Origin of the sequence: Prosthecobacter sp. (genome assembly GCF_020439865.1) — a bacterium.
GTDB lineage: Bacteria > Verrucomicrobiota > Verrucomicrobiia > Verrucomicrobiales > Verrucomicrobiaceae > Prosthecobacter.
In genome coordinates this window covers 43,294-68,684 of record NZ_JAGRPF010000110.1, presented here as the reverse complement: position 1 = coordinate 68,684, position 25,391 = coordinate 43,294, and the positions used below count along the sequence as shown (strand labels likewise).

General features: G+C 60.6%; 19 protein-coding genes. 12 read left to right on the top strand and 7 right to left on the bottom strand.

Annotation, left to right across the window (positions count from 1 at the left end; all coding sequences use genetic code 11):
- Nucleotides 1-121: 121 nt before the first annotated feature.
- From KDL09_RS12665 to KDL09_RS12655, 3 genes are read left to right on the top strand one after another with little or no spacing between them, the layout of a single operon-like run.
- Nucleotides 122-1,096 carry a peptidylprolyl isomerase gene (locus KDL09_RS12665; RefSeq protein WP_294385502.1) on the top strand — a complete coding sequence of 325 codons (975 nt, stop codon included), beginning with the start codon at nt 122-124 and terminating at the stop codon, nt 1,094-1,096.
- Nucleotides 1,097-1,118: 22 nt separating this feature from the next.
- Nucleotides 1,119-1,490 carry a hypothetical protein gene (locus tag KDL09_RS12660; protein WP_294385500.1) on the top strand — a complete coding sequence of 124 codons (372 nt, stop codon included), beginning with the start codon at nt 1,119-1,121 and terminating at the stop codon, nt 1,488-1,490.
- Between the two features lies 1 nt (nt 1,491).
- Nucleotides 1,492-2,661: an aminotransferase class V-fold PLP-dependent enzyme gene (locus tag KDL09_RS12655; RefSeq protein WP_294385498.1), complete on the top strand. Its 1,170-nt coding sequence runs from the start codon at nt 1,492-1,494 to the stop codon at nt 2,659-2,661.
- Here KDL09_RS12655 and pheT read toward each other — a convergent pair whose 3' ends face one another.
- The 4 genes from pheT to rpmI all read right to left on the bottom strand — a co-directional run bounded on the left by pheT (nt 2,662) and on the right by rpmI (nt 6,920).
- Nucleotides 2,662-5,055, bottom strand: a complete 2,394-nt coding sequence (gene pheT / locus KDL09_RS12650; protein ID WP_294385495.1) for a phenylalanine--tRNA ligase subunit beta — start codon at nt 5,053-5,055, stop codon at nt 2,662-2,664.
- Between the two features lie 31 nt (nt 5,056-5,086).
- Nucleotides 5,087-6,112, bottom strand: coding sequence for a phenylalanine--tRNA ligase subunit alpha (gene pheS, locus KDL09_RS12645; RefSeq protein ID WP_294385493.1), 1,026 nt, complete (start codon nt 6,110-6,112; stop codon nt 5,087-5,089).
- Between the two features lie 87 nt (nt 6,113-6,199).
- Nucleotides 6,200-6,583 carry a 50S ribosomal protein L20 gene (gene rplT, locus KDL09_RS12640; protein ID WP_294385492.1) on the bottom strand — a complete coding sequence of 128 codons (384 nt, stop codon included), beginning with the start codon at nt 6,581-6,583 and terminating at the stop codon, nt 6,200-6,202.
- Nucleotides 6,584-6,704: 121 nt separating this feature from the next.
- A complete protein-coding gene (gene rpmI, locus KDL09_RS12635; RefSeq protein ID WP_294385490.1) occupies nt 6,705-6,920 on the bottom strand; it encodes a 50S ribosomal protein L35 in 216 nt (71 codons plus the stop codon).
- Nucleotides 6,921-7,108: 188 nt separating this feature from the next.
- On the opposite strand from rpmI, the gene KDL09_RS12630 reads away from it, so the two are divergent.
- The 7 genes from KDL09_RS12630 (at nt 7,109) to KDL09_RS12600 (ending at nt 17,044) form a co-directional block, all read left to right on the top strand.
- Nucleotides 7,109-8,770, top strand: coding sequence for an ATP-binding protein (locus KDL09_RS12630; protein ID WP_294385488.1), 1,662 nt, complete (start codon nt 7,109-7,111; stop codon nt 8,768-8,770).
- Nucleotides 8,771-8,811: 41 nt separating this feature from the next.
- The gene (locus KDL09_RS12625) at nt 8,812-9,918 is read left to right on the top strand and encodes a hypothetical protein (RefSeq protein WP_294385486.1); all 1,107 of its coding nucleotides are present in this window, start codon (nt 8,812-8,814) and stop codon (nt 9,916-9,918) included.
- 10 nt (nt 9,919-9,928) lie between these two features.
- Nucleotides 9,929-10,507: a histidine phosphatase family protein gene (locus tag KDL09_RS12620; RefSeq protein ID WP_294385482.1), complete on the top strand. Its 579-nt coding sequence runs from the start codon at nt 9,929-9,931 to the stop codon at nt 10,505-10,507.
- Between the two features lie 141 nt (nt 10,508-10,648).
- Entirely contained in the window at nt 10,649-11,386 is a 738-nt protein-coding gene (locus KDL09_RS12615; protein WP_294385480.1) for a hypothetical protein, read from the top strand.
- Between the two features lie 67 nt (nt 11,387-11,453).
- Complete coding sequence (locus KDL09_RS12610) at nt 11,454-15,848, top strand: bifunctional serine/threonine-protein kinase/formylglycine-generating enzyme family protein (RefSeq protein WP_294385477.1); 4,395 nt, start codon at nt 11,454-11,456, stop codon at nt 15,846-15,848.
- The gene (locus tag KDL09_RS12605; protein WP_294385474.1) at nt 15,845-15,997 is read left to right on the top strand and encodes a hypothetical protein; all 153 of its coding nucleotides are present in this window, start codon (nt 15,845-15,847) and stop codon (nt 15,995-15,997) included. The genes KDL09_RS12610 and KDL09_RS12605 overlap by 4 nt, the downstream gene beginning before the upstream one ends.
- A gap of 57 nt (nt 15,998-16,054) precedes the next feature.
- Nucleotides 16,055-17,044, top strand: coding sequence for a hypothetical protein (locus tag KDL09_RS12600; RefSeq protein WP_294385471.1), 990 nt, complete (start codon nt 16,055-16,057; stop codon nt 17,042-17,044).
- Between the two features lie 10 nt (nt 17,045-17,054).
- Here the strand turns inward: KDL09_RS12600 and KDL09_RS12595 are convergent, their stop codons facing one another.
- On the bottom strand, nt 17,055-18,371 hold the full coding sequence (locus KDL09_RS12595; protein ID WP_294385466.1) for a hemolysin family protein: 1,317 nt from the start codon (nt 18,369-18,371) through the stop codon (nt 17,055-17,057).
- 73 nt (nt 18,372-18,444) lie between these two features.
- Nucleotides 18,445-19,332, bottom strand: coding sequence for a helix-turn-helix transcriptional regulator (locus KDL09_RS12590; RefSeq protein ID WP_294385464.1), 888 nt, complete (start codon nt 19,330-19,332; stop codon nt 18,445-18,447).
- Between the two features lie 109 nt (nt 19,333-19,441).
- Here KDL09_RS12590 and KDL09_RS12585 point away from each other — a divergent pair, with 109 nt between their 5' ends.
- Both KDL09_RS12585 and ftsH read left to right on the top strand, forming a co-directional pair.
- Nucleotides 19,442-20,305 (top strand): phosphoenolpyruvate hydrolase family protein, encoded by an 864-nt coding sequence (locus KDL09_RS12585; protein WP_294385462.1) that lies wholly within the window; start codon nt 19,442-19,444, stop codon nt 20,303-20,305.
- Nucleotides 20,306-20,435: 130 nt separating this feature from the next.
- Entirely contained in the window at nt 20,436-22,580 is a 2,145-nt protein-coding gene (gene ftsH / locus KDL09_RS12580; protein ID WP_294385460.1) for an ATP-dependent zinc metalloprotease FtsH, read from the top strand.
- A 71-nt stretch (nt 22,581-22,651) separates the two neighbouring features.
- Here ftsH and KDL09_RS12575 read toward each other — a convergent pair whose 3' ends face one another.
- On the bottom strand, nt 22,652-25,387 hold the full coding sequence (locus KDL09_RS12575) for a helicase-related protein (protein ID WP_294385458.1): 2,736 nt from the start codon (nt 25,385-25,387) through the stop codon (nt 22,652-22,654).
- Nucleotides 25,388-25,391 lie beyond the last annotated feature (4 nt).

The window sequence follows — 25,391 nt, the reverse complement described above, 5'->3', positions numbered from 1 at the left end:
GGCGCAGAGTAGAAACCGGAGCAGCCTGCGCGCAAGGCGAAGCTGCATCTCCGGTCCATCCGGGGGCCGAACTTCGCCTTGCCACACCGTTCCCACGCCTTACGATACGCACCCATTTGTCATGATTTCCCTGCGCAACTGTCTAATCGCCCTCTTCGCCGCCACTCCTTGGACGATTGTCCCGGCCCAGAGCTACACCAACCGGATCGTCGCTGTCGTCGACGGATACCCCATCGCCTCTTCTGAAGTCGAGGAAACGATCAGGACGCAGGAACAGATCATCCGGTATCAATATCAAAACGACCCGGACCGCATCAACAAGGAGCTGAAACTCCTCCGTGATGGCGCCGTCGAATCCTTGATCGACCGCGAACTCCTGCTGGCCGAGTTCAAAAAGATCGGCGGGGTCATCAAAGCCCAGTACGTTGATGACGACGTCAACGGCATCATCCGTGAGAGCTTCAAGGGAAATCGAGATGCGTTCGTGGATGAGCTGGCCAAGACCGGAATGTCGGTCAAAAAGTTCCGCGAGATGCGCGAAAAGATGGTCATCATGAACGTGATGCGCGCGCGCAATTCAGGCGAACATCCCCCCGCGACTCCGCGCGAAGTTCAGGAATACTACGACCAGCATGTGGACAAATGGCGCGAGGGGGATCAGATCAAAATCTCCACCATCACCATTCCCAAGTTCTCAGGCGAACCCGGCTCCACCCCCGAAAAACAGAAGAAGCTCGCCCAGGATCTGCGCACGAAAGTGGTCAACGGAGCTGATTTCGGCGCCACCGCCAGAGCCTACTCTCAGGACAGTCACGCGGACACCGGCGGTTCCTGGGACTTCATGGCCAAGACCGACATGATGCCCGCCATCGCCAATACCGCCATGGAACTCAAGACCGGAGGCGTCAGCCAGGTGCTCGATCTGGAAAACAACTACATCATCGTCGCCTGTGACGCCAAAAAACTCGGCACGGCACCTGATCTCGAAAAGATGCGCCCTGAGATCGAGAAGATGATCAACCAGGAAAAGTCCAAGGCCAACATCGACAAGTGGATGGACAGCATCCGCAAGAAGCACGTGATCAAGAGATTCTAATCCTCCAACACGCCCCCGCCCCGTGATCCAGATTGTTTTCAATGACATCAGCGCCGCCGAGCTCTCCCAGCTACCAACCCAGGTCCAATTTCACCTGCTTGAAGCGCTGAACATCCAGCCCGCCGACATCGACGAGGACATCCTCGGCAAACGCTACGGAGTGCTCGAACGCGGTGGCAAAAAGTTCTACCGCTGCCGCGCCGGCGACCACCGGATCTATTTCAGCATCGCCGACGGCAACGTGCGTGTGCATCGCGTGCTTCACAAAAACACACTGCAGGACTTCCTCTTCCGCAGCAATCTGCCAGGCGGCGGTGAGGATGACGCACTGAGCCAGTCCAAGAGCTTTTGGCACCTAATCGACGAAGGTGCAAAGACGCTGAAGGTCGCGTGATATGGCGCTCACGCTTGAAGCCCTGCTCAGCGACGAATCCTTGCGTCAGCAGGAGTTTCCGGTCATCAAGGAAAGCCTGTTTCTCGGTCACGCCGGCGTGACCATCCTGCCGCGCCGTGTGGCGCGCACGATGCAGGACTATCTGGAGCAAAGCTGCCTGCGCATGCAGGAGTATCCCGAAGCATGGCGTGCGGTGAATGAAACGCGTGTCGTCGCTGCACAACTCATCGGCGCGAAAGCGAGCGAGATCGCCTTGATCGGCCCGACGTCGGTCGGATTGAGCCTGGTCGCGAATGGCCTGCCATGGCAGGCGGGCGACGAAGTCGTGAGCTATCTCGATGACTACCCTGCCAATGTGTATCCGTGGAGCGATCTGGAACGCCACGGTGTCGTCTTGAAACGACTCCAACCGGCTTCTCTCGGCGAAATCACCCCTGAACTCGTCGAGGCGGCACTCACGCCGAAAACCAAGCTCGTCGCCCTCGCCTCCTGCCACTTCCAGAGCGGCTACCGCATCGAGATCGATCGCATCGGCCGCATGCTGCGTGAACGCGGCGTGTTGTTCTGTCTCGATGCGATTCAAACCGTCGGCGCATTCGAAACCCGCGTCGATCACGTCGACTTCCTCTCCGCCGACTCGCACAAGTGGATGCTCGGCCCGATGAGCGCGGGCATTTTTTATGTGCGTGAAGAACTGCAGGACATGCTAAGGCCCAGCCTGCTCGGCTCCTGGAACGTGCGCAGCCCGAACTTCATCGCGCAGGAGGAAATCGCCTTCGAACGCGGAGGGCGTCGCTACGAACCCGGCGCGCTGAACATCTCCGGCATCCTTGGCATGAAAGCAGGGATCGACTTGATTCAAGAAGTCGGCCTCGAAGCCATCAGCGCCCAGCTTTTGAAGCTCAAAGCCCGCCTGCATGCCGGTCTGGCTCCGCAGGGCTTCACCTTCCTCGGTCCCGATCCAAAAAGCATCAACGCCTCCGGCATCACGACCGTGCGGCACGCCACACGTTCGCTCGAAGACATCTCGAAGCATCTCACGGCCAACAACATCGTCACCTCCCTGCGCCACAACCGCGCAGGGCAGCCGCTGCTGCGCTTCAGCCCGCACTTCTACAACTCGGAAGCCGAGATGGACCGCGTGGCAAAGGTGATCAGCGAAGCCGTCTGATCAGCGACGCACCACTGCGGGCAACGTCTTTTCCAGCGCGCTCAGGATGCTCGTATGCGCGGCATCGACCTCAGCGGTTTCGAGAGTCTTGTCGCTGGCGCGATAAGTGAGGGTCCAGGCGATGGATTTGCGGTCCTTCGCCATCTTGGTGCCGGTGGGATCGGTGAAGACATCGAAGACCTCGGCACCGACGAAGAGCGGGTGCTTCTGGCTCGCGAAGAAGGTGGCAACTTTGGCGTGAGGGAGGTCGGCGGGGACTTCCATGGCGACGTCGCGCGTCATGCCGGGGAAGCGCGGGAGTTCCTCGAACTTGGTGGGACCGGTGCTGCCCTGGCGCAGGGCGCTGAGGAGCAGTTCGGCAACGTAAACGGGATGACGAGCGTCGATGTCACGGGCACGCGCAGGATGGAGCTGGGCAATCCAGCCGAGCACGCGATTGCCGGCACGAAGCTCGCTGGTGAGAAGGAAGTTCGCGGTGTTTTCCTTCGCAGGGCGCACTTCAAACGGCGTGCGCGTCAGGTTTTGAATCTGACCGACGAGTTCGTGAATGTCCGCAGCCTGCGGCTCGCGTGCATGCCAACTCGATGGCGAAACGGGTCCGCTGAGCAGGATGGCGAGACGTTCTTCCTCGCGGCTGCCGCCTTTCGGCAATTGAAGGAACACGCGGCCGAGTTCGAAGAAACGCAGGCGGTGCAATCCCTGGCGGATGTTCAGCGCGGCCGTCGCGATGAGGCCGGGAACGATGCTCGGACGCAGCGTGGTGTGGTCTTCGCTGAGCGGATTTTTGACGGCGACAGGTTCGGCGGTGTTGGGATTGTCGGCGAGTTGCGCGGTGGAGATGAGGCGCAGTGTTTGCGCTTCGAAGAAGCCGCGGCTGGCCAGCGATTGACGCAGGTTCATCGCGAAGTCATAAGCGCGGTCGGCGGCCTCCACGGGTGATGCGACAGCGGTCTGGCGCGACGGCACGCGATCAAGGCCGATGACACGAGCGACTTCCTCGATGAGATCAACCGGGCGCTGGAGATCAAGCCTGTAGCTGGGAATGAGCCAGCGGCTCTCTTGCTTGCTGGCGGACTTCTTGGTGAGGCCAAGCTTTTCGAGGATGGCATGGATCTCATCACCTTGCATGTCCGGCGTGCCGAGCAGCTTGCGAGCACGATCTTCATCGAGCGTGACTTCACCGACGAGCGTCGGCGCTTCGCCAGCGGCGAGGATGACGTCTTCGGCGGTGCCGCCAGCGATGGAGAGAATCAGTTTGGTGGCGAGTTCGGAGGCACCGGAAACCTGCTGCGGATCGATGCCGCGTTCGAAGCGGTAGCTGCTGTCGCTGCTGAGGCCAAGACGACGCGAGGTGCGGCGGATGCCGCTGGGGGCGAAGTAGGCGCTTTCGAGCAGCACGTTGACCGTGGTGTCGGTGACACCGGTTTCTTCACCACCCATGACGCCTGCGATCGCGACCGGGCGCTGGCTGTCGGCGATGACGAGGTCGTCGGTTTGCAGCGCGTAGGTCTGACCATCGAGCGCGAGGAACTTTTCTCCTTCGGCCGCCATGCGCACGCCGATGCCGCCGTTGAGCTTGTCGAGATCGAAGGCATGCAACGGTTGCCCCATCTCCATCAGCACAAAGTTTGTGATGTCCACGATGCTATTGATCGGACGCAGGCCGATGCTTTCGAGACGACGACGCAGCCAGTCAGGGCTGGGGCCGACTTTGACGCCTTTGATCAAGCGTGCGGTGTAAAGCGGGCAGGCTTCAGCAGCCTGAATGGCGATTTGATCCTCAGCCGCTCTTTTGGGCTTCGTGGCAGTCTTCGCGTGATCGCGTTCGCTCTTGAGCGGAAGACCGGTGAGCGCGGCGAGTTCGCGTGCGAGCCCAAGATGGCTGAGAAGGTCCGGACGGTTCGGTGTGATCTCGAGATCGAAGAGCACGTCGGCGGGATTGAGCTGGTTGAACGGCGTCCCGACGGGTGAGTCTGGCGACATGATGAGGAGACCGCTGTGATCTTCGCCCAGGCCGAGTTCTTTGCCGCTGCACATCATGCCGAGCGAATCGACACCGCGTAGCTTGCCTTCTCTGATCGTGAAACCGCCGGTCAGCACAGCACCCGGCAATGCCAGCGGCACCTTGTCACCTGCTTTGAAGTTCTTCGCACCGCAGACGATCTGGCGCGGCGTGCCGCTGCCGTCATCGACCTGGCAGACGCTGAGTTTGTCGGCATCCGGATGCTGCACAAACGATTGAATCTGCGCGACGACGACTTTGTCGGTGGTGACACCTTTTTCCTCAATGCCTTCGACTTCGACACCGGCGAAGGTGAGAAGATCGGAGAGCTGCGGAACGGTGTAGGAACTCAGATCAAGATGGGTGCTGAGCCAGGAAAGGGAGGTTTGCATGACGTTTACGCGTTCAGATGGTCAGAATGGATCAAGCGGCGAACTGCTGAAGGAAACGGACATCGTTGTCGATGAGGTGACGGATGTCGGTGATGCCGTGCATGATCATGGCGAGGCGGTCGAGACCGAGGCCGAAGGCAAAACCGGTGGTGGTGTCAGGATCGAAGAGCGTGTCGCCACGCGCTTTGTTGATGGCGGTGAAGACGGCGGGGTCGACCATGCCGCAACCGGCAATTTCGATCCAGCGCGCATCCTTGCCCTTCGCTTCGAGTTTCACGTCGATCTCAAAGCTCGGCTCCGTGAACGGGAAGAAATGCGGGCGGAAGCGCACGGCGGTGTTCGCACCGAAAATCTCGCGGAAGAAGTATTCGAGCGTGCCTTTGAGGTCACCGAGGCTCACGTCATTGGCGACATAGAGGCCTTCGAGCTGGTTGAAGACACTCAGGTGCGTGGCGTCGATCTCATCACGACGATAGGCAGCACCCGGAGCGATGATGCGAACAGGCAGTGACTTCGCGGCTTCCATCGTGCGAATCTGCACGCTGGACGTATGTGTGCGCAGCAGGCGGCCGTCAGGCAGATAGAAGGTGTCCTTCTCATTGCGGGCCGGATGATCGGCGGGCGTGTTCAATGCGTCGAAGCAATGCCATTCCGTTTCGATTTCCGGACCTTCCGCCAGCGCGAAGCCCATGCGGCGCAGCGTGCGGATAGCGAGATCACGAATCTGAGTGAGCGGATGCAACGCCCCCACACCAGCGCCCGGACGACCCGGCAGCGTGACATCAATGCCTTCGACGGCTTTAGCGTCCTTCGCGGCTTGGAGCGCGAGTTTCTTTGACTCGATGCCATCGGTGACGGCGGTGCGCACATCGTTGAGCTTGGCGCCAACTTCCTTCTTTTGATCGACTGGCACGTCCTTCATCCCCTGGCTCAGGGCGGTGACGCTGCCTTTTTTGCCCAGAAAGTTCACACGCACGGCTTCGAGCGCGGATTCATCCTGCGCAGCTTCGATCGCGGCGAGGGCTTCGGTTTTGAGTGAGTCGAGTTGGGAGAGCATGGCGAGACAGGAGAATGGGTCGGAAAAGAAAACAGCCGGGACGCAATGCGTCCCGGCTGCGGTGAAAGGTTAAATTAGAACCTGCGATCAGGCAGCGGGAGCTGCAGCGGCCTTCTTCTCCAGCGCGGCCTTGGCCTGCTGAACGAGAGCCTCAATGGCGGCGATGTCTTTGACGGCGAGGTCGGCGAGGACTTTGCGGTCGAGTTCGATGCCGGCAAACTTGAGGCCTTCCATGAATCGGGAATAGCTCAAACCGAGGGGGCGTGTGGCGGCGTTGATGCGCTGCACCCAAAGGTTGCGGAAGCTGCGCTTCTTGGCCTTGCGGTCGCGGGTTGCGTAGGTTTCGGCCTTGCGGACAGCGTCCTTCGCATAACGGAAGTGCGTGGAACGGAAGCCGCGGTAACCTTTGGCTTTTGCCAGCACGCGCTTACGGCGCTTGCGGCTGGCGGGGGAGTTGGTGGCTCTTGGCATTTTTCTTTGTCTATGATCAGGCTGTTGTTTGGGTAGCGATGGTCTGCCTCACCTGTTCGAAGATCCCGCGGAGGGGATCAGGCAAAATCATCGTGGTCACTTATGAGAGACCGTGGTCGTCTTAGCGATGGGAGAACGGCATGTTCGCCTTGATTGCTTTGACATCCACTTCCGCCACGAGGGCGACTTTACCGAGGTTACGCTTCCGCTTGCGATTCTTGTTCTGCAGGATGTGGCGCTTGCCTTGTTTACGGCGCAGCACCTTACCCGTGGCAGTTATTTTGAACCGCTTGGCGTAAGCTTTCCTCGTCTTGGCGATACCGGCATTTTTGGACATAGGGGCGGCGATGGTAAAGGAGAAGCGCCTTTCGGCAAGGTGTTTTTCACCGAGTTCCAAAGAACCAATCGAGCCACTCCAAACGCTCGGTCTCAAATGTGGGAGTCAGAAAAACTCAAAATATCAAAAATTAAAGTTGTCTTAATTATCTGAGATTGCTAAATGGGTTGGAAGCACGCGGATAATTCATGACTTCCTCTCCCTCCACTTCTTCCGCAACTCCAGCAGCAATCGCTGAGCTGGAGCAGGGGCTGGAGCACCTCAAAGTGGCCAACTATTACCTCAGGGTGGCGCTGGACCAGGTCAACGATGGCGTGGTGATCGTGGAAAGCACAGCCAGCGATCCTAGGAGCGGCCACAAGGTGCTGTTCAGCAACGCCGCCGCCGCCATGATGGCCGGTGCCGACCCTGAGGCCGGCCTGCGCGGCCTAGGCCTGAATGATCTCGTGGCAGGTGACAGCGACGCCACTACGCTGAGAGAAAGCCTGCGACTGGCCGTCGAAAACGGCGGCTGCCATGAATGCGAATGCCATCTGCAAAGCCTGCGCACACAGACGCCAGTGCTCAGCAAATGGCGCGTGCGGGCGGTTTTCAACAGCCTGCGCAAGCTGCTGAACTTCACCATTCTCATCAGCCCTTCCCAGGTCGCCGCCAGCAGCACCAAGTCAGAGCCCAAGCCTGCAGCAGATGATCTGGACGCCCAGTCCGTTCAGCTCCGAAAAGAAAACCTCGCCGCGCTCGCTCAAGGCATCGCGCATGACGTGAACAACCTCCTTGGTCCCGTCACGATGCGCTTGTCGGCATTGATCCAGCAGGTGCAGGAGCATCCGGCGCTGGCGCAGGAGCTGCAGCTCGTATTCGCCGGATTGAAGAGAGCCAAGCAGTTCACCTCGCAGGTCGTCACGGCGTCGAAGGCCTCGCCACGCAAGCAGGAACCTACTGACATCGCTGCCTTGATACGTGACACGGTCGAGTTCGCCGGTGCGGGGTCCAACGTGCAGGTTTGCGTCAGCAGCGATGACAACCTGCGTCATGCGATCGCCAACCCGGTCAAACTCAGCCAGGTGCTGCAAAACCTCGTCATGAACGGTATCCAGGCCATGCCACACGGTGGATACATGGATGTACAGGCTCAAAACCATCTGGTGAGCGCCCAGGGCGAAGGCGTTCTCAAACCCGGCCCGCATGTGCGCATCGTCGTGCGCGATCGCGGCTGCGGCATCGCCAAAGAGAATCTCGAACGCCTGTTCCGTGAGTCCTTCACCACGAAGGCGGATGGCAACGGCATCGGCCTCACCACCTGCAAACGCTTCATCGACGAGATGGGCGGCGACATTCGTGTCAGTTCCACACCGAACATTGGCACCGAGTTCAGTGTCTATCTGCCAGCTGCGGAAGGTTCCGGCGGCACGCGACTATTGAAGCCTGCGGACACGGCACCCGTTCCGCTCCAATCTGGCAGCGGCAAGGTGCTCATCGTCGATGACGAGGACGATCTGCGCAAAGTGGCGCACATGATCCTTACACGCAGCGGCTATGAAGTCGTTCAATGCGACAACGGACAGGACGCCGTGCGCATCTATCAAAGCCTCTTCCGCACCGGCACACCGCCTGATGTCGTACTCATGGATCTGACACTCCGTGGCGGCATGAACGGCACCGAAACGGCCTCTGAGATTCTCCAGTTTGACCCGGATGCACGCATCGTCTGCACTAGTGGCAGTGTCACGGAGGAGGTGCAGATGGTCTTCCTTGAGCGCGGCTTCGTCGGCGTCCTGCCCAAGCCCTATGAGGCCGGCGAGCTCACCCAGGTCGTCCATCGTGTCGCCACGATGATGAAACGCCATTGAGCACGCGCCCCGGCGTGCTTGAATCGAAGGTTTCTCTCTGCATGAAAACTCGCCGCCATTTCCTCTTCGCCGGACTCAGCACTGCTGCGGCCGCCACGTTCACCGAGACGCTCCGCGGCGCGCCGGACCCCAAAAAGGATGTCGTCATCGGACATGGTGCCTTTCGCTACAAGGTGAACAAGGACTGGGTCCCCGCAGGACAGGGCCGTCATCATCCCATCCTCAACTGCCATGAGATGGTGCAGGTCAAAGACGGCCGCCTCTTCATGATCGGCGACCACTGGGACAACCAGATGCTCGTCTTCAAGCCCGACGGCACCATCCTCGACTCCTGGGGCAGCGTGTGGCCCGGCGGACACGGCTTGACGCTCTCGAATGAAAATGGTGAGGAGTTCCTTTTCGTCACCGACAGCGGCTTGTGGAAGAGCGGCAGCGGCGGCTATCGTCAAACCGGACGCATCACGAAGATCGATCTCGCCGGCAAAGAGATCTTCTCCATCAGCCATCCCATGAGCGTCGGCGCTTACGAGCCCGACATGGTCTTCAATCCCACCGAGACCGCCATTGCGCCGAATGGCGACATCTACGTCGCCGACGGCTACGGTTCGCAGTTCGTGCTGCGCTACGACGCACGCGGCAAATTTATCCAGCGCTTCGGCGGCAAAGAAGGCATGCCCGCCGCCCAACGCCTCAACAACGCCCACGGTGTCGCCATCGACACACGCAACGGCGCCGACAAAGCCACCGTCATCGTCACCTCACGCGCCGACAACTGCTTCCAGCGCTTCACGCTCGACGGCAAGTTCATTGAAACGATCCCAGTGCCAGGTGCCATGGTCTGCCGTCCCGTCATCGCCGGTCAGGAACTCTACGCCGGTGTCTGCTGGTCGAAGACACCCGACATCAACAAGCTCCCGCAGAACCCCAGCGGCTTCACCGTCGTGCTCGACGCCGCTGGCAAAGTCGTCAGCGCGCCGGGCGGCACGGAGCCTGTGTATGAGGACGGCAAACTCAAACCGCTGATGCAGGCCGAACGCATTTTTGATCATGGGCATGATGTCTGCGTGCTGGACAACGGCGACCTCATTGTCTGCCAGTGGAATGCGTTTCAAACCTATCCCGTGAAACTCGAAAAACTCGCCGCCTGATTCAGCCACCATGAAGTATCTCACGATCGTGCGACACGCGAAATCCAGCTGGGGTCAGCCTGGACTCGCGGATCATGATCGACCGCTCAATGAACGGGGAAAACGTGCGGCTCCGGCCGTCGCGACTTTTCTGCATCGCACCTACTTCGGCGGCAACGACAGCCCTCCGCTGCTTCCGCTGCCGGATCGTCTGGTCACCAGTACCGCACTTCGCGCCCTGAGCACCGCGCAGATCATGCGTGAGACCTTTGCCCTGCCCGTGGACAAACTTCTGCTCGAGTCTCGCCTCTACCTTGCCCCGTCCGACCACATCCTCGACGTCATGCGCGGCTTCGAAGAAAGCTGGCATCACGTCATGCTCTTCGGTCACAATCCCGGCCTGCATGACTTCGCTGAGCACATCCTCGCCCGGGCCAACGTTCCCAAGGTTCCCACCTGTGCCGCCGTCATAATGGCCTTTCCGCACGAGTTCTGGGGTCTCGCCGACTGGAACGAAGCCCAGCTCATTGGCTACATCACACCAAAATCCCTCGAACGCCGCTTCCCGCAGCTATATGCCGGCATCTCGCGGGAGGACGGGGATGATTGAGATCTGGTCAAACACTGGTTGCGCACCGCTTGCGCCCCCATTGGAACTGCGCGCCACCGCATCGAATGATGAATGCCATCCTTCCAGTCCCGGCATGTTTTTCTGTTCCCGGGTTAAGATATGTTGCTATAGAAGCACTTGATGCATTCATCCTCAGTTCAGCCTGCGGTAACTGGCAACTTCCCACCCACGATGTGGAGTATGGTTCAACTGGCTGTGGCGGAGGGTCGTCCCGGTTCGGATCAAGCCCTGAACGAACTTTGCCAGCTATACGAACGGCCAATCCTGACCTTCATCCTTCGCAAAGGCTTCCCGCCGCTGGAGGCGGAAGATTTGAAGCAGGCCTTCTTTGAGCACCTGATCGCCAAGAATGCCTTCGAGGATGCGTCCGGCCTCAAAATAAAGCTGCGGGCCTTCTTGATCACCAAACTGCAAGGATTCCTCATCGACCACCACCGGCATTACATGGCCCAAAAACGCGGAGCCGGCCAGGTGGCCCGCATGGCAGATCTGAGCGAGACTCAGGCCCTCCTCACCGAACCGGTGGACGACACCACGCCCATCGTCGCCTTCCAGCGTAAGTGGATGGAGACCATTGCCACCAACGCCATCAACCAGCTCCGCACCGATTACGAACAGCGCGGTCTCGCCGACCTCTTTGCCGCACTCGCTCCATTCATCACAGGAAAGGGAGATCTCCGTATCGCGGAGCTGTCCGCAAAACTCGACCGTCCTGAAGGCACGCTGAAAAGCGATATCTCGCGCATCCGCGCCAGATGCCAGCAGCTCATCCGGGAACAAGTTGCCGCCACGCTGGATGATCCCTCACCCGAGGCGGTCACCGCCGAGCTGCGCGAACTGATGAACGCACGCTGTTGATTCTTCGATCTGGCATGCAACCCGCGTGCCTCCATTCCGAATCTGCTCTCTGAAACCTTTTTGAAGCATGCCAGAATCCGCTCCTGCCGACGACCCGCTCTTTGGAAACCCTGCCAGCGATCTGATTCGCGGCGCGTTGGAAGGCGCTCCGGGCGCGACTCCATCATCCCCATGGGAGCCACCAACACCGAAACATCTGGCCGATCTTCTGCCACAGTATGAGATCGAGCGCATGCTCGGGCGCGGCGGCATGGGCGCAGTTTACAAGGGGCGGCAGATCTCGCTGGACAGACCTGTCGCCATCAAAATCCTCTCCAGTCATCTCGCCGGGGTGGATGCCAGCTTTATCGAGCGGTTCAAGAACGAAGCCCGCGCCATGGCGAAGCTCTCGCATCCCGGAATCGTCGCGGTCTATGATTTTGGCGAAGCAGCCGGCGGCCTGCTCTACATCGTGATGGAGTTTGTCGAGGGCACGGACGTGGGCGCCATGATCGCCCGGCAGGGCCGCTTGCACTCCGAGCACGCGATGGCGATCACCGCGCACGTGTGCGATGCGCTCGCCTACGCGCATGAGCGCGGCATCATCCACCGCGACATCAAGCCGGCGAACATCATGCTCAGAGATGACGGGGTGGTGAAGGTGGCTGACTTTGGTCTGGCGAAATTCAGCACCAACACCGGGGAGACGCTCGGCCTCACTCAAAGCGGGATGGCGATGGGGACGCTGCACTACATGGCCCCGGAAGCGCTCATGCTCGGTGCGGGAGTCGATCATCGTGCGGACATCTATGCCGTGGGCGTCATGCTCTACCAGATGCTCACCGGCAAGCTGCCGCAGGGCCTGTTTGAGCTGCCCTCCCTGCAAATTCCTGGTCTTGATCCCCGCTATGATGGGATCATCGGCAGAGCGCTGCGGGAAGATCGCGAGGTGCGCTATCCCAAAGTGCTGGACATGCGGCGAGATCTGGACGCGATCCTCACCCAGCCGGTGGTGAAGGTGGAAGCCACGGACGAGAAAGCTCCCGCCGCGCTGCCCACTCAAGTGCGTTCTCAACGCTCACCCGGCCAGCCATATCGTCCACCGGTCAGTCTGCCCCGGCCTGCACCACGGACAAAATCCTCCAGCAGCGGCCTTGTCGCGGTGGTCCTTCTTGCTGTGACGGGTGCTGCCGTCTTCTACTTCCTGAACCTGAATCGTGGGCAAACCGTTTCACCGGTGGGACTGCCAGCCGATGCGGGAGAGTGGAGGGATCTCCTCGCACTTGTCGATCCAAAAGCCGGCACCGTGTCCGGAAAGTGGTCGCGAATCGCCGACGGACTGCAAGGCGAGCGGTTCCCGGATGGCAAAGGCGCCCAGGTGCTCCAACTCCCCTATGAACCGCCAGAGGAGTATGATTTCCGAGTCTCTTATACAACCTTGGACGGCAATGCCGAGATCTCCCAGATTCTCAGCGCCGCCGGCCGCCAGTTCACCTGGGGCACCGCCAGTGGTCAGCCGGAGAAATGGGCGGGCTTCAACATGATCAAGGGCAAGCCGATGATGCAAAGCGGCGCCGGTGTGAAGCTCCCGACCCGGCGCGAGCTGAACCGGCGCTACGAGTCCCTCGTCGAGGTGCGTCGCGACCGTGTGACCGGCTATGTGGACGGGGAGATGCTGGTCGAGTGGAAGACCGATTACAGCGACCTGAGTGCGGATCCCGCCCACGTCATGCCAAACTCCCGCGCCCTCGGCATCGGCATCTGGTGGAGCAAGACGGTGTTTCACGAAATCTCCGTGCGTGAGGTCACCGGGAATGGGAAACTGTTGAGAACGCCTGATGCCGCGCCGGTCACGACGGAGGTAACAGCTGGGCCATCTACTGCCGATCCCGACCAGGCGACAAAGGATCAGCCTTTCGTGAACTCGCTAGGCATGAAGTTTGTACCCGTTCCAGGCACCACGATTCTCATGTGCATTCATGAGACGCGCCGGAAGGATTACACGGCCTATCTGGGTGCAAACCCCTCCGTCAAGAGCACGATGACAGGTGTTCAACATGACGGAATTGACGTTGGTTCCACTGATCTGCATCCGGTGTGCAACCTGACCTGGGATCAAGCTCAGGCATTTTGTGCCTGGCTATCGAAAAAGGACGGGCGCGAGTACCGCCTGCCTACCGACCGTGAATGGAGTTGGGCCGTCGGCATTGGTGACAAAGAGGACCCAGGCACGCCTCCCTCCGCTCTCGTGGCCCGATTGCACGGAGAGTATCCATGGGGAACGAGCTGGCCTCCGCCGCCCAAAAGCGGCAACTTCAGCGACGCCAGCGCTGCTGAGTTGCTCAATACGAAGGCCATTCCCGGGTATCACGACGGCTTTGGCGGACTGGCGCCCGTCATGAGTTTCCCGCCCAACGCACTCGGCGTTTATGATCTCGCCGGCAACGTCTGGGAGTGGTGCTCAGATTGGTATGACGCGTCCAAGCAGACCCACGTGCTGCGAGGCGGATGCTACCGCGACGGAGGGTTGGACAACGGCAACTACTTGCGCAGCGCCTCGCGTGTTTCCCGCCCTCTCCAGAGCCGAAGCGCCGCTGATGGCTTCCGCGTCGTGATGGACTCCGGCAGCAGGGGTAGCAAATCAACGCCGCCCAGGCCAACAACAGCCGTCACGGCCAAAGCTGAACTTGTCAGTGCCACCAAGGACAAGCCCTTCGTGAACTCTCTCGGCATGCAGTTTGTGCCCGTGCCCGACACTGAAGTGCTCTTCTGCATTCATGAGACACGAAAGGCGGACTATGCCGCTTATGCCGCGGGCAATGCCGCCGTGGATGCATCTTGGAAGAACCCGGACTTGCGCGGCATTCCGGTCAGTTCAGGTGACGATCATCCCGTGTGCAATGTGAGCTGGGATGATGCGAAAGCATTCTGTGACTGGCTGGGAAAAAAGGAAGGCTTCAGCTATCGCCTGCCCACAGACCGCGAGTGGAGCACGGCCGTCGGCATCGCGGCTAACGAACCTGCCGGGAAGACTCCCGTGGAACTGCAACTCATGCAGTTGGGATCTGGGGTCTATCCTTGGGGGACCGAGTGGCCTCCGCCTCAGGGTTCGGGCAATTTTTCCGATGCCACCGCGAAACAGGTGTTTCCACTGGAGACGTTGGCATCATTCATCGAAGGTTATTCGGACAGCTGGGCGGGAACCGCTCCCGTCATGAGTTTCAAGCCAAACAAACTCGGTCTTTTCGATCTGGCGGGGAATGTCTATGAGATGTGTGAGGACTGGACCGATGAAAGTCGGCAGCATCGGGTGGTGCGGGGTCACAGTTGGAACGGCGGCACCGCACAGGCACTTCTATCGTCCAACAGGGGCAGCCATGCTCCAGCCGCAAGGATCATTCGCCACGGCTTCCGTGTAGTGCTCTCTCTGGCGACCAAACCACAGGCGACGGATGCTGCCGCTTCTACCCTGCCATCGTCCACGGCCGCCCCGGCCCTGCCCACCGAACCCACGACTTGGACGGACACCAAGGGTCGCAGCCTCAACGCCACCTTCAAAACCATCACCGGCGGCAACGTGCTGCTCGACATTGCCGGCAAAATCTCGCCCGTGCCGCTTAACACGCTCTCCACAGAGAGCCAGAAGCTGGCGCAGGAACTGGACGCGGCCCTTCGACTGGCGGAGGTCGGCGATCCGGCCAAGGCCGCCAAGGACAAGCCGTTCGTGAACACTCTGGGGATGAAATTTGTGCCGGTTCCCATCAAGGGAGGGCCCACGGGAGGAAAACGCATGTTGTTCTCCATCTGGGAGACACGGGTGCAGGATTACAACGCATTTGTGCAGGCAACGATGCGGACGTGGAGCAGCCCTGAATTCACCCAAGGCCCCACTCATCCAGCCGTGATGGTGAGCTGGACGGATGCCCGGGCTTTTGCCGGATGGCTCACCGCGCGTGAACGGCAGGAACGCAAACTGCCAACCGGTGCCATTTACCGGTTGCCGACTGACCACGAGTGGAGCTGCGCGGCGGGCATCGGTGATCGGGAGCAGGCGGACCTCATCCCCGAGCAAAAGTATCAGAAACTGCCTAGTATCTACCCATGGGAGAAAGAATGGCCGCCACCATCTGGCTCCGGAAATTTTTGGAGCGAGGAACTCCGCCCAATGGTTGGCCAACCGGGGTTCAATCACTTCAAAGGCGAGCTTCCCGGCTACAAGGACGGAGCAGCCGCGACCTCACCTGTCGGCTCCTATCCGCCGAACCGTTTTGGCCTCTATGACCTGGGCGGAAACGTGTGGGAGTGGTGTGAAGACTGGTTCAATCCGCAGCAAAGGTACAAGGTGCAGCGCGGCGGGTCTTGGAACAGCAACAGTGTGGATGCCATGCTGTCATCCCATCGTCACACGCGACCGCCTCAGGAAGCCCCCAATGGCGTCGGCTTTCGTCTCGTGCTCGACGTGGAAGGAGAACCGACGCGATGAACCATCCGCTATTGAAACTCTTCGAGTGCCACTCCGTGCCGAACAACTTCCTCATTGATGCAGACACCGGCAAGGTCCTCGCGTGCGGATTGCGCGGCAGCGACCTCGAGCCCGCCGTCTCCCGGGCTCTTTCTGAAAAAAAGCGCTGAACCGATGCAACCCTGCCTCCGCCTTTGCGAAGTCTTTCCCTGACACCCTTTGCTCCCATGAAATCATCCCTCAGACTCGTCCTTGCCTTCACGTTCCTGCTTCACTCAGCCGCCTTGTCGGCCGAGACGTTGCGCACTTTCACAGATGCCAAAGGCCGCAGTCTTCGCGCGTCGCTCGTTTCCATCCAAAACAATCAGGTCACCCTGAAACTGGAGAACGGCCAGGTGTACACGATCGGTCTTTCCACCTTGAGCCAGACGGACCAGCAATGGCTCAAAACGTCACGCACGGGGGGCGAGACTCCATCCAGCTTCCCCGGCGCGCAGCCGCTGCCGGGAGGCATGGTATTCTCACCGAACTGGCTGCCTCAGACGCTCACCGCCAAACGCGAACTGCTGGAGTCGCTGGAGTTCTACTGCAAGGCCGCCATCGGGAATGCCGCCAGGGGGAAAGAGCCGGTGCCGGGCAACATTGTGGGGGCCATCCGCTGGCGTATGCCAATTGATGAAGTGATCCAGACTCTGCCCCGGGGTTACAACAAGCTCATGGAACGCCCCATGGTTCACTCATGCCTGCCGACGGACTCACTGACCCTTTGCGGATTTCAGTTCAAAAGCTTCCTGGACCGAGAACAGCCTTTCAACCAGATGTTCCTGCTCATCGACAAGGAGCGGAAAGTCGTCTCCGTGCAGTTTGTGGATCAAAACGGCAAAAATGTCCGCTGGTTCCCCGTCCCCGACGGCATTCGCGAGCCCTATTACAACCTGATCAGCCTCACGCACAATGGCAGCAATGGAAAAGAGGTGCCTTATCAGATCCTCGGAGGGGGCGGCGGTGTCGTCTGCATCAAGACCGCCTTCCGGGACAAAACCATGCAAGTCCCGAACATCCCCAATCTTCCTCCCAACATGCAGCCTCCCGGCGGCATGCCCGGCATGATGACCGGGCGCACCTATGAAAACGTGCACTGGTATCTCCCCGCTCCATTCGCACGCACCATTCTGGACATCGTGGACGTGTATCGAAAGGCTGGCGTGATTCGATGATCCCGCCTCGTCACGTAATGGACGCCCCCCCCATTCGCCGGATCGTCACTTTGTCGATGCGCTGGCGGTCCGTGTCAGTGATTTCGAGTTGATGAGCACCGGAAGCAAAGCGCTCGCCCTCTTTCGGCACATGGCCCAGGCGGTGCAGGATGAAGCCGGAGAGGGTACGATAGAGACCGTCACGGATCTCCTCCCGCGGCAGCACCAGACCGGTGGCGTCCGCCACGTCCTCGATGTCCATCTGCGCATCAACAATCCAAACACCTTCTGATTGTTCCCGAACCTGCGGGCGCTCACGCTGGTCCTGGTCCGGCATGGAACCGAGCACGGCCTCCATCATGTCATTGAGTGTCACCAGACCGGCCACTCCTCCAAACTCATCGACCACCAGCGCCAGGTGACGACGCTGCTTGCGAAATTCCTCAATGACACGCGGGCAGGACATCGTCTCCGGCACAAACACCGGTTCCGTCAGCATGGACTCGAGTTTCGGCAATTCTCCCTGCTGCCTGCGTGCCCACAAGGCCTTCACCGAAATCATGCCCAGCACGTTGTCCCGCATGCCGCGATGTGCCGGAAAATGCGAATGGCCGCTGGCGGCAATTTTTTGGCCGTTTTCCTCGTCACTCGCGTCCAGATCGATCCACACGATGCTGTTCTTCGGCGTCATCACGTCAGCAGCCACCAGGTCGTCCAGTTCCAGCACTCCCTCGACCATGCGCTGCTCGCTCGGTTTGAAAACGCCGCTCAGCGTGCCCTGGTGAATCAACGCCCGCACTTCATCTTCCGACACGCCCGGTTCGCCTCCCGGTTTTGCCCCCAACATGCGGGCGATAAGCCCACTGACCACATCCAGGAGGTTCACCACCGGTCCCGCTAGGCGAGACAGCGCTGCCATCGGCCGGCTCAGACGCGAAGCTGCGATTTCAGGAGAAACGATCGCCAGCCGCTTGGGCACCAGTTCACCGATCACCACGGAGAGAAACGTGATGCCGCCCACCACAATGATGGTGGCCAGCGTGGCCGCCCACGGCTGCAAAAATGCCACTCCGGCGAGCACCGGCGTCAAGTCACCAATCATGGCTGCGCCGCTGGACGCACCCGCCAGCGTGCCCACAAGCGTGATGCCAACCTGTACCGTGGAAAGAAACACCCCGGGATTTTCCACCAGCCGAAGGGCCGTCCTCGCTCCTCGGGTCCCTTTGTCCGCCAGCATCTGCAGACGGGCCCTGCGGGAGGACACCACCGCGATCTCGGCCATCGCAAAAACCCCGTTGGCAACGAGCAAAACGAACAGCAGGCCGAACTCGAGGAAAATTCCAGTCATGTGCCGCTTACACAATCGAGGAACCTTCGTTCTGCAATCATTACGCCTGGCCGTGCTGGCTCACCCTTCCAAGTCATCCTCCCATCCTTGATCGATGTTCACTCGGGCGCCAACCGATCCATTTTTTGAAGGTGTTGCTGAAGACGAAGGGGTTCTGATAGCCGATCTCGTGGGAGATGGTCTCGATTTTGAGGTTCGTGGTGGAGAGCAGCTCGGCGGCCTTGCGCATGCGCAGCCAGGTGACGTGATGCATGGGTGTGCGACCAAGTGTTTTACGGCAGAGGCGGCGCAGGTGCTCCGCGCTCACGTGCGCCTGCCGGGCGAGCTCGTCGAGCGTCCAGTCGAAGCCGACGTTGGCGGAGACTTTTTCCCAGATGCGATGCAGACGGTCGTCGACCTGCCAAGGCTGGGCGAAGCGCTCGATGTAGTGCTGGACGAGTTCGACCCAGTGAAACATGGCGGCAGGCTTGGCTTCGTTCCCTGACTCCTCGATGAGCCCCTCAATGGCGTTCCAAAGGGCGCGACCGTCAAAGGAGGCCATGAGCGGGGAACTGCTGCTGAGGATGGGCTTCTGCTCCGGCTGCTGCTCATAACGTACCCAGCAGCAGCGCCAGATCTTGCCAGGAACGGCCTGAAAGGCGTTCACCATGAAGGGCGGCAGGGCCACGGCCATGCCTGCGGCGCATTTTTTCCAGGTGCCATCGACGAGCACACGGCCTTCTCCCTCGAGGCAGGCCAGGAAGTACAGTCCGCCCTGATGCATGCGCACGATGCGATAGGGCGCGCGTGCCGTCATGACGCCCGCATGGGCGATGCGATGCGTGCCGAGCGTAACGCACACCGGCGCCCCACGCATCCACGGCCGGGTGTCCTTCTCCGAAGCGCGCACCACGCGGAACTTCGTATCCGGCCCGTGCGTGTGGGTTTCGGATAGCTCTTGGATGGCAGCTTGGGCGTGCATGTGTGGCCGTTTACGGTTGTTTGCAGTTGTTGTCGCCAACTGACCGTGGTTTCAAACCATTGTCATCCACCGTCATCTATCGTAAAACACCGTCAACCAACCTCACGCCATGCCCAATCCCTGGACCGGAATCGGAAATCCCTACACCCGCCTCGAAGTCGTTGACCGCCTGAAGGCGACGCTGGCGAAAGGCGAACCCATCATCGCAGCCGGCGCCGGCACGGGCATCAGCGCAAAGTTCATCGAGAAGGGCGGCGCCGACCTGATCATCATCTACAACAGCGGCCGCTTCCGCATGAGCGGTCACGGCAGCACCTGCGGCCTCATGGCCTATGGCGATGCGAACGCGGTGGCCATGGAGATCGGCGAGTACGAAGTGCTGCCCACGGTGAAGGAGATTCCTGTCATCTGCGGCGTGCATGCCACCGACCCGCGCCGCCGCATGTGGCACTGGCTGGGCAAGGTGAAGGACATGGGCTTCTCCGGTGTGAACAACTTCCCAACCCACACGATCGTGGACGGCCACTTCCGCCAGGTGCTGGAAGAAACCGGCATGAGCGTGCAGAAGGAATTCGAAATGGTCGGGCTCGCCCATCGCATGGACCTTTTCAGCGTCGTCTATGTGGCCACGCCTGAAGAGGCCGTCGAAATGGCGAAACAAGGCGCCGATGCCATCATCGCCCACGTGGGCACCACCGTCGGTGGAAGCATCGGCGTGGTGAATGCCGTGGTGGACTGGGATTTCACCATGAAGCGCACGCAGGAGATCATCGACGCCGCGAAGAGCGTGCGGAAGGATGTCTTCACACTGACGCATGGCGGCCCGATCAACACGCCGAAGGACGTCGAATACATCCTCAGCAAGACGAGCGCGGACGGTTTCGTCGGCGCGAGCAGCCTCGAGCGCATGGGCGTGGAGGATTCGCTGACGAATCTGACGCGCGAGTTCAAACGCGTACCCATGGGGCGCTAAGGACTGCACCCCTGCGCCATAAAGAAGACCTGCTTAGGGCGGCCTGAGCTGGTCGGAATCGCATTTTGCAAAAAAATTACCGGCGTGTATGCTCGGACTCGCGTTACTAAGCTGTAACACCCCCCCGCACATGTCCGACGACCCCTTCAACAACCGCCCCGACGGCCCCAACCGTCGCAATCAGGATCCGCAGTTCAACTGGCGCGGTTTCATGCTCTTCGCCTTGGCGATCACCCTGCTGATCTCGGGGTTCATGATGAACAAGGGGCTGTCGGGCAGCCGCAAAGTTTTCGATTACGCCCAGTTCAAGACGGAAGTCGAAGCCGGACGCATCGACAAGGACAAGAAGCTCGAACTCGTCAATCTCGACACCACCTCCGAGCAGACCATTCGCGGCTACTACTTCCCCTCGCTCGTCGGCAAACCCGCGCAGGCTGGCAAGACCGAAGAACCGGCTGGCAACGAGCCTGACAATCTCGGCAAGCCTCTCTCTCCCGAACCCTCCAAGGACGAAACAGGAAAATCCCCCGTCTTCGGCAAAGGTGACTCCAAGCCGTTCTCCGTCGCGGTGAACATCGAGTTTCAGAAGGAGGAACTGCATAAGCTGCTCGATGCCCACAACCTCGTGCTCATCCCAGTTTATGAGAATGAGATGTGGTCCTCGCTAATCGGCTTTCTGCTGCCGCTGCTGATCATTCTCGCCTTCTTCTATTTCCTCGTCCGTCAGCAGCTTCGTAGCGCGGGTCGTGGTGCGATGAGCTTCGGCAAGAGCAAAGCCAAGATGCTCGCCCAGGATCGCAACAAGGTGACGTTCAAGGACGTGGCCGGCGTTGAAGAGGCGAAGGAAGAGGTGCAGGAAATCGTCGAGTTCCTCAAAGACCCGAAGAAGTTCCAGCGCCTCGGCGGGAAGATTCCCAAGGGCGTTCTCATGACCGGCCCTCCCGGCACCGGCAAGACCCTGCTGGCCAAGGCCATCGCCGGCGAGGCCGATGTGCCGTTCTTCAGCATCAGCGGTTCCGACTTCGTCGAGATGTTCGTCGGTGTCGGCGCCAGCCGTGTGCGTGACATGTTTGAGCAGGGCAAGAAGAACGCCCCCTGCCTGATCTTCATCGACGAAATCGACGCCGTGGGCCGTCATCGCGGTCACGGCATGGGCGGCGGTCACGATGAACGCGAGCAGACCCTGAACGCGCTGCTCGTTGAGATGGACGGTTTCGACACCCAGGAAGGCATCATCATCATCGCCGCAACGAACCGTCCCGATGTGCTCGATCCTGCGCTCCTGCGCCCGGGCCGTTTCGACCGTCAGGTCACCGTCAATCTGCCCGACGTGAAGGGCCGTGAAGAAATCCTCCGCGTTCACGCCAAAAAGGTGAAGCTGGCCGAAAGCGCCGACCTCGCCCGAATCGCCCGCGGCACGCCTGGATTCTCCGGCGCCGAACTGGCCAACCTCCTCAACGAAGCCGCGCTGCTCGCCGCACGCAAAAACATGAAGGCCATCACCAATCCCGAGCTCGAAGAAGCCCGTGACAAGGTGCGCTGGGGCCGCGAGCGCCGCAGCATGGCCCTCAGCGAGAAGGAGAAGGAAAACACGGCCTACCACGAAGCGGGCCATGCCATTCTCATCGAAGTGCTGGAGCACACCGACCCGCTGCACAAGGTCACCATCATTCCCCGCGGTCCTTCCCTTGGTTCCACCATGTGGCTGCCGGAGGAGGACAAGCACAACGACCGCAAGAGCGAACTCATCGACGATCTCGTCGTCGCCATGGGTGGTCGCGTGGCCGAGGAAATCCAGTTTGGCGACGTCACCAACGGCGCCAGCGGAGACATCCGCATGGCCTCCCGCATCGCCCGCAGCATGGTCTGCTCCTGGGGCATGAGTACCAAGCTCGGCATGGTCGAGTACGGTGAGAACGAAAGCACCGCCTTCATGGGCCGCGGCAGCAGCAATTACAGCCCGGACACCGCCCAGAAGATCGACGAAGAGGTGAAGCGCCTCATCGATGAAGCGTACGCGCAGGCCAAGGAGATCCTCCTTAAATACAAGGACAAGCTCGACGCCATCGCCCACGCGCTGCTCGAGTATGAAACCCTCGACGGTTCGCACATCAAAGAGATCATGGAACACGGCCGACTGATCAACCCGCCGGAAAGCAGGAGCAAGCCGCCGCCGCCGCCGCCTCTTCCCAAAGTCACCGATCCACGTCCTGCCAAACAGGAAGACGAGGATGAAGGCGGCCTGGCACCGGGCCTGACCGGCGTGCCGGCGTAACAAGGAGAGGGGTCATCCTGATCCCTTGTGATTTCGAAACGTTGAGGGGGGATCAAGATGATCCCCCTTCTTCATTTCAGCCGCAGCACCAAACGTACCGCGTCGAGCCGCAGCGCGGTTGATTCAATGGCAGAGGCCAGCGCATCACGCTGCTCGCTCAATGCGATGATTTCTTCAGCGCGCACATGCGGATTGCGCGACTGCAAATCTTCAAGACGGGCGATTTCGTCATCGAGGTGTTTTCGCATCGCGGTGATCGCGCGCTGCTGAACAGCCTTCAACTGCGCCTCGGCAAGTTTCTGAGCTTTGTCCAACATCGTGGGCAGAAGCTTGTGGCGGACGGTTTCGTTTTCGACCGTGCGCGTGGGATCACCCGAAGTGAGTTTGGCGCGGATGAAAGCGGAATCGGCGGTGAGATCACGGCCCTGATGATCAATGGCGATGCGAACGGGCGTCGCGGGCAGAAAGCGTGACGCATGCAACGCAGGCGGCGCAATGCACTCGGCAATGAAGCAGGTTTGCAGCACGAGACCTTCGCCGCCGGAGGCTTTCCAGAAGGCGAAACCCGCGTTGCCCGCATGCGAACCGAGCAGCACATCAAGCGCACCGCAAACGAGCGGATGATCCCAGGTCAAAAACGCCTCGTGATCGCGTGAGAGGGCGCGCTCGCGGTCGAACGTGAAGGTGAGTCCTTCAGCGGGCAGCGACGGCAGGGCATCGGTGATGAGATTGTCGGGACGAATGAACCACGTGCGGTTCGTCATCTCCTCGACGTGCATGCCGAAGTGATCGAGCAGGCGGATGAAGAAGCGCTCGAAGTCGAGACCGGCGTCCACATCGCGAATACGCTCGATCAAGCGCGCGGCAAGGCGTGGCTTGCATGAGTTGAGTTCAAGGAGTCGGTTGTGGCCGCGCTCAAGCTTCTTGCGCACTTCGAGGCGCAGCTTGCGGCTGCGTTTGATGAGACTGTCGAGTCTGGCATCATCAAACTCTGCACAGAGGGCTTCGATTTCCGCGGCGAAACTGTGGAGGAGCTGCGTGGCGCCCTGCAGGCTGTGCTCAAAGGCGTCCAGGCCTTCGTGATACCAGCGTGCGAGGATCTCGCCCTCGGAACCCGCAATGAAGGGCACGTGGATGTTGATCGTGCCCTTCTGCCCGATGCGATCGAGGCGGCCGATGCGCTGCTCAAGCAGTTCCGGATCACTCGGCAGGTCATACAGCACGAGATGCTGGGCGAACTGGAAATTGCGGCCCTCGCTGCCAATCTCGGAGCAGATCAGAATGCGCGCGCCTTCAGGATCGGCAAACGCCGCGGCGTGACGGTCGCGCTGCATGAGATTGAGCCCTTCGTGGAAGAGCACCGCGTGAACGTTGATCTCGCGCAGAAGCCGTTCGTGAATGTCTTCGGCGAGTTTTCGGGTGCGACAGATGAGGAGCACCTTCGCTTCGCCCAGCTCACGCAACGTGGCGGCGAGCCAGCGGACGAGCGTGTCCTCGGGTGTTAAACTGGCTTCAAGCTCGAGCCGCCGAAGATGACATTGGCGGGGCGGAAATCCCTGGATGACGGAGCGCGTGTTTCGAAACATGACACGGCCGGTGCCGAATTCATCGAGCAGATCCGCCACGAGGCGCTGGCGCGCGGATTCATCTCCGGCTGCAAGCTGCGCAGCGTGCTGCTGAACGCGCGGTGAGTGGCTGGCGAAGAGTTCGCCGTCCTCAGCGTTCATCGAACCGCCCTGCAGAATGCGATCCACCATCTGCGCCACCTGTTCGTAGCGTGTGGACTCCGCGAGAAATTCGTTCAGGTCACCATAGCGGTCGGGATCGAGCAGTCGGAGGCGGGCGAAATGACCTTCGGCACCGAGCTGCTGCGGTGTGGCGGTGAGAAGCAGAACACCGGGGACGCGCCGGGCAATGGCTTCCACGACCTGATAGGCGACACCGGGAGCATCGACGGCCCACTCCAGATGATGGGCCTCATCGACGATGAGCAGGTCCCAGCCGGCATCAGCGGCCTGCTGCGCGCGTTTTTCTGAACCGCTGAGCAGCGAGAGCGGGCACAGCACGAGCTGGCTGTCGAGGAAAGGATTGCCCTCCGGATCGCCGGCTTCGATGGCGGCACAGCGCTCTTCATCGAAGAGGCTGAACATGAGATTGAAGCGACGCAGGAGCTCGACGAACCACTGGTGTGGCAGCGCATCAGGAACGAGAACGAGGATGCGTGAGGCGCGCCCGGCGAGGTGGAGACGATGGAGAATCAGGCCGGCTTCGATGGTCTTGCCAAGACCGACTTCGTCCGCGAGCAGCACTCGCGGCAGGAGGCGGCCGGTGACATCCGCCGCGATGGACATTTGATGAGGGATGGGATCGACACGACCGCCGATGAACCCACGAACCGGCGAGGCCTGCATGCGACAGCGCCATTCGACGGCTTCGGCACGAAGCGCGAATGCCTGCAGATCATCGACACTGGCGGCGAGCAGGCGCTCCTGTGGACCGCCAAGACTGAGAGTGTCGGCGAGATCGGACTCGGGGACACTGCGAACACCGCACAGGTAGATCAAAGCGCCGTCGCAGGAACTGACCGAGTCGATCTGCAGCGCCGTTCCATCACGCAGGGTGATGGCATCTCCGGCCTGAAAGCTGGCACGCCGCAACGGTGCGCCGTTGCGCGCGTAGCGGCGCTTTTCACCCGCAGCGGGAAAGCGCAGGTCGATGAAGCTGCCTTCAACACTGCTGATGATGCCGAGACCGAGTTCGGGCTCGCTTTGGCTGATCCAGCGCTGGCCGGGAGCGGGAGATTCCATCCAG

Coding starts and splice junctions, on each gene's coding strand:
- KDL09_RS12665 (WP_294385502.1), top strand. CDS start 122: ATGATTTCCCTGCGCAACTGTCTAATCGCCCTCTTCGCCGCCACTCCT.
- KDL09_RS12655 (WP_294385498.1), top strand. CDS start 1,492: ATGGCGCTCACGCTTGAAGCCCTGCTCAGCGACGAATCCTTGCGTCAG.
- pheT (WP_294385495.1), bottom strand. CDS start 5,055: ATGCAAACCTCCCTTTCCTGGCTCAGCACCCATCTTGATCTGAGTTCC.
- pheS (WP_294385493.1), bottom strand. CDS start 6,112: ATGCTCTCCCAACTCGACTCACTCAAAACCGAAGCCCTCGCCGCGATC.
- rplT (WP_294385492.1), bottom strand. CDS start 6,583: ATGCCAAGAGCCACCAACTCCCCCGCCAGCCGCAAGCGCCGTAAGCGC.
- rpmI (WP_294385490.1), bottom strand. CDS start 6,920: ATGTCCAAAAATGCCGGTATCGCCAAGACGAGGAAAGCTTACGCCAAG.
- KDL09_RS12630 (WP_294385488.1), top strand. CDS start 7,109: ATGACTTCCTCTCCCTCCACTTCTTCCGCAACTCCAGCAGCAATCGCT.
- KDL09_RS12625 (WP_294385486.1), top strand. CDS start 8,812: ATGAAAACTCGCCGCCATTTCCTCTTCGCCGGACTCAGCACTGCTGCG.
- KDL09_RS12620 (WP_294385482.1), top strand. CDS start 9,929: ATGAAGTATCTCACGATCGTGCGACACGCGAAATCCAGCTGGGGTCAG.
- KDL09_RS12615 (WP_294385480.1), top strand. CDS start 10,649: ATGCATTCATCCTCAGTTCAGCCTGCGGTAACTGGCAACTTCCCACCC.
- KDL09_RS12610 (WP_294385477.1), top strand. CDS start 11,454: ATGCCAGAATCCGCTCCTGCCGACGACCCGCTCTTTGGAAACCCTGCC.
- KDL09_RS12605 (WP_294385474.1), top strand. CDS start 15,845: ATGAACCATCCGCTATTGAAACTCTTCGAGTGCCACTCCGTGCCGAAC.
- KDL09_RS12600 (WP_294385471.1), top strand. CDS start 16,055: ATGAAATCATCCCTCAGACTCGTCCTTGCCTTCACGTTCCTGCTTCAC.
- KDL09_RS12595 (WP_294385466.1), bottom strand. CDS start 18,371: ATGACTGGAATTTTCCTCGAGTTCGGCCTGCTGTTCGTTTTGCTCGTT.
- KDL09_RS12590 (WP_294385464.1), bottom strand. CDS start 19,332: ATGCACGCCCAAGCTGCCATCCAAGAGCTATCCGAAACCCACACGCAC.
- KDL09_RS12585 (WP_294385462.1), top strand. CDS start 19,442: ATGCCCAATCCCTGGACCGGAATCGGAAATCCCTACACCCGCCTCGAA.
- ftsH (WP_294385460.1), top strand. CDS start 20,436: ATGTCCGACGACCCCTTCAACAACCGCCCCGACGGCCCCAACCGTCGC.
- KDL09_RS12575 (WP_294385458.1), bottom strand. CDS start 25,387: ATGGAATCTCCCGCTCCCGGCCAGCGCTGGATCAGCCAAAGCGAGCCC.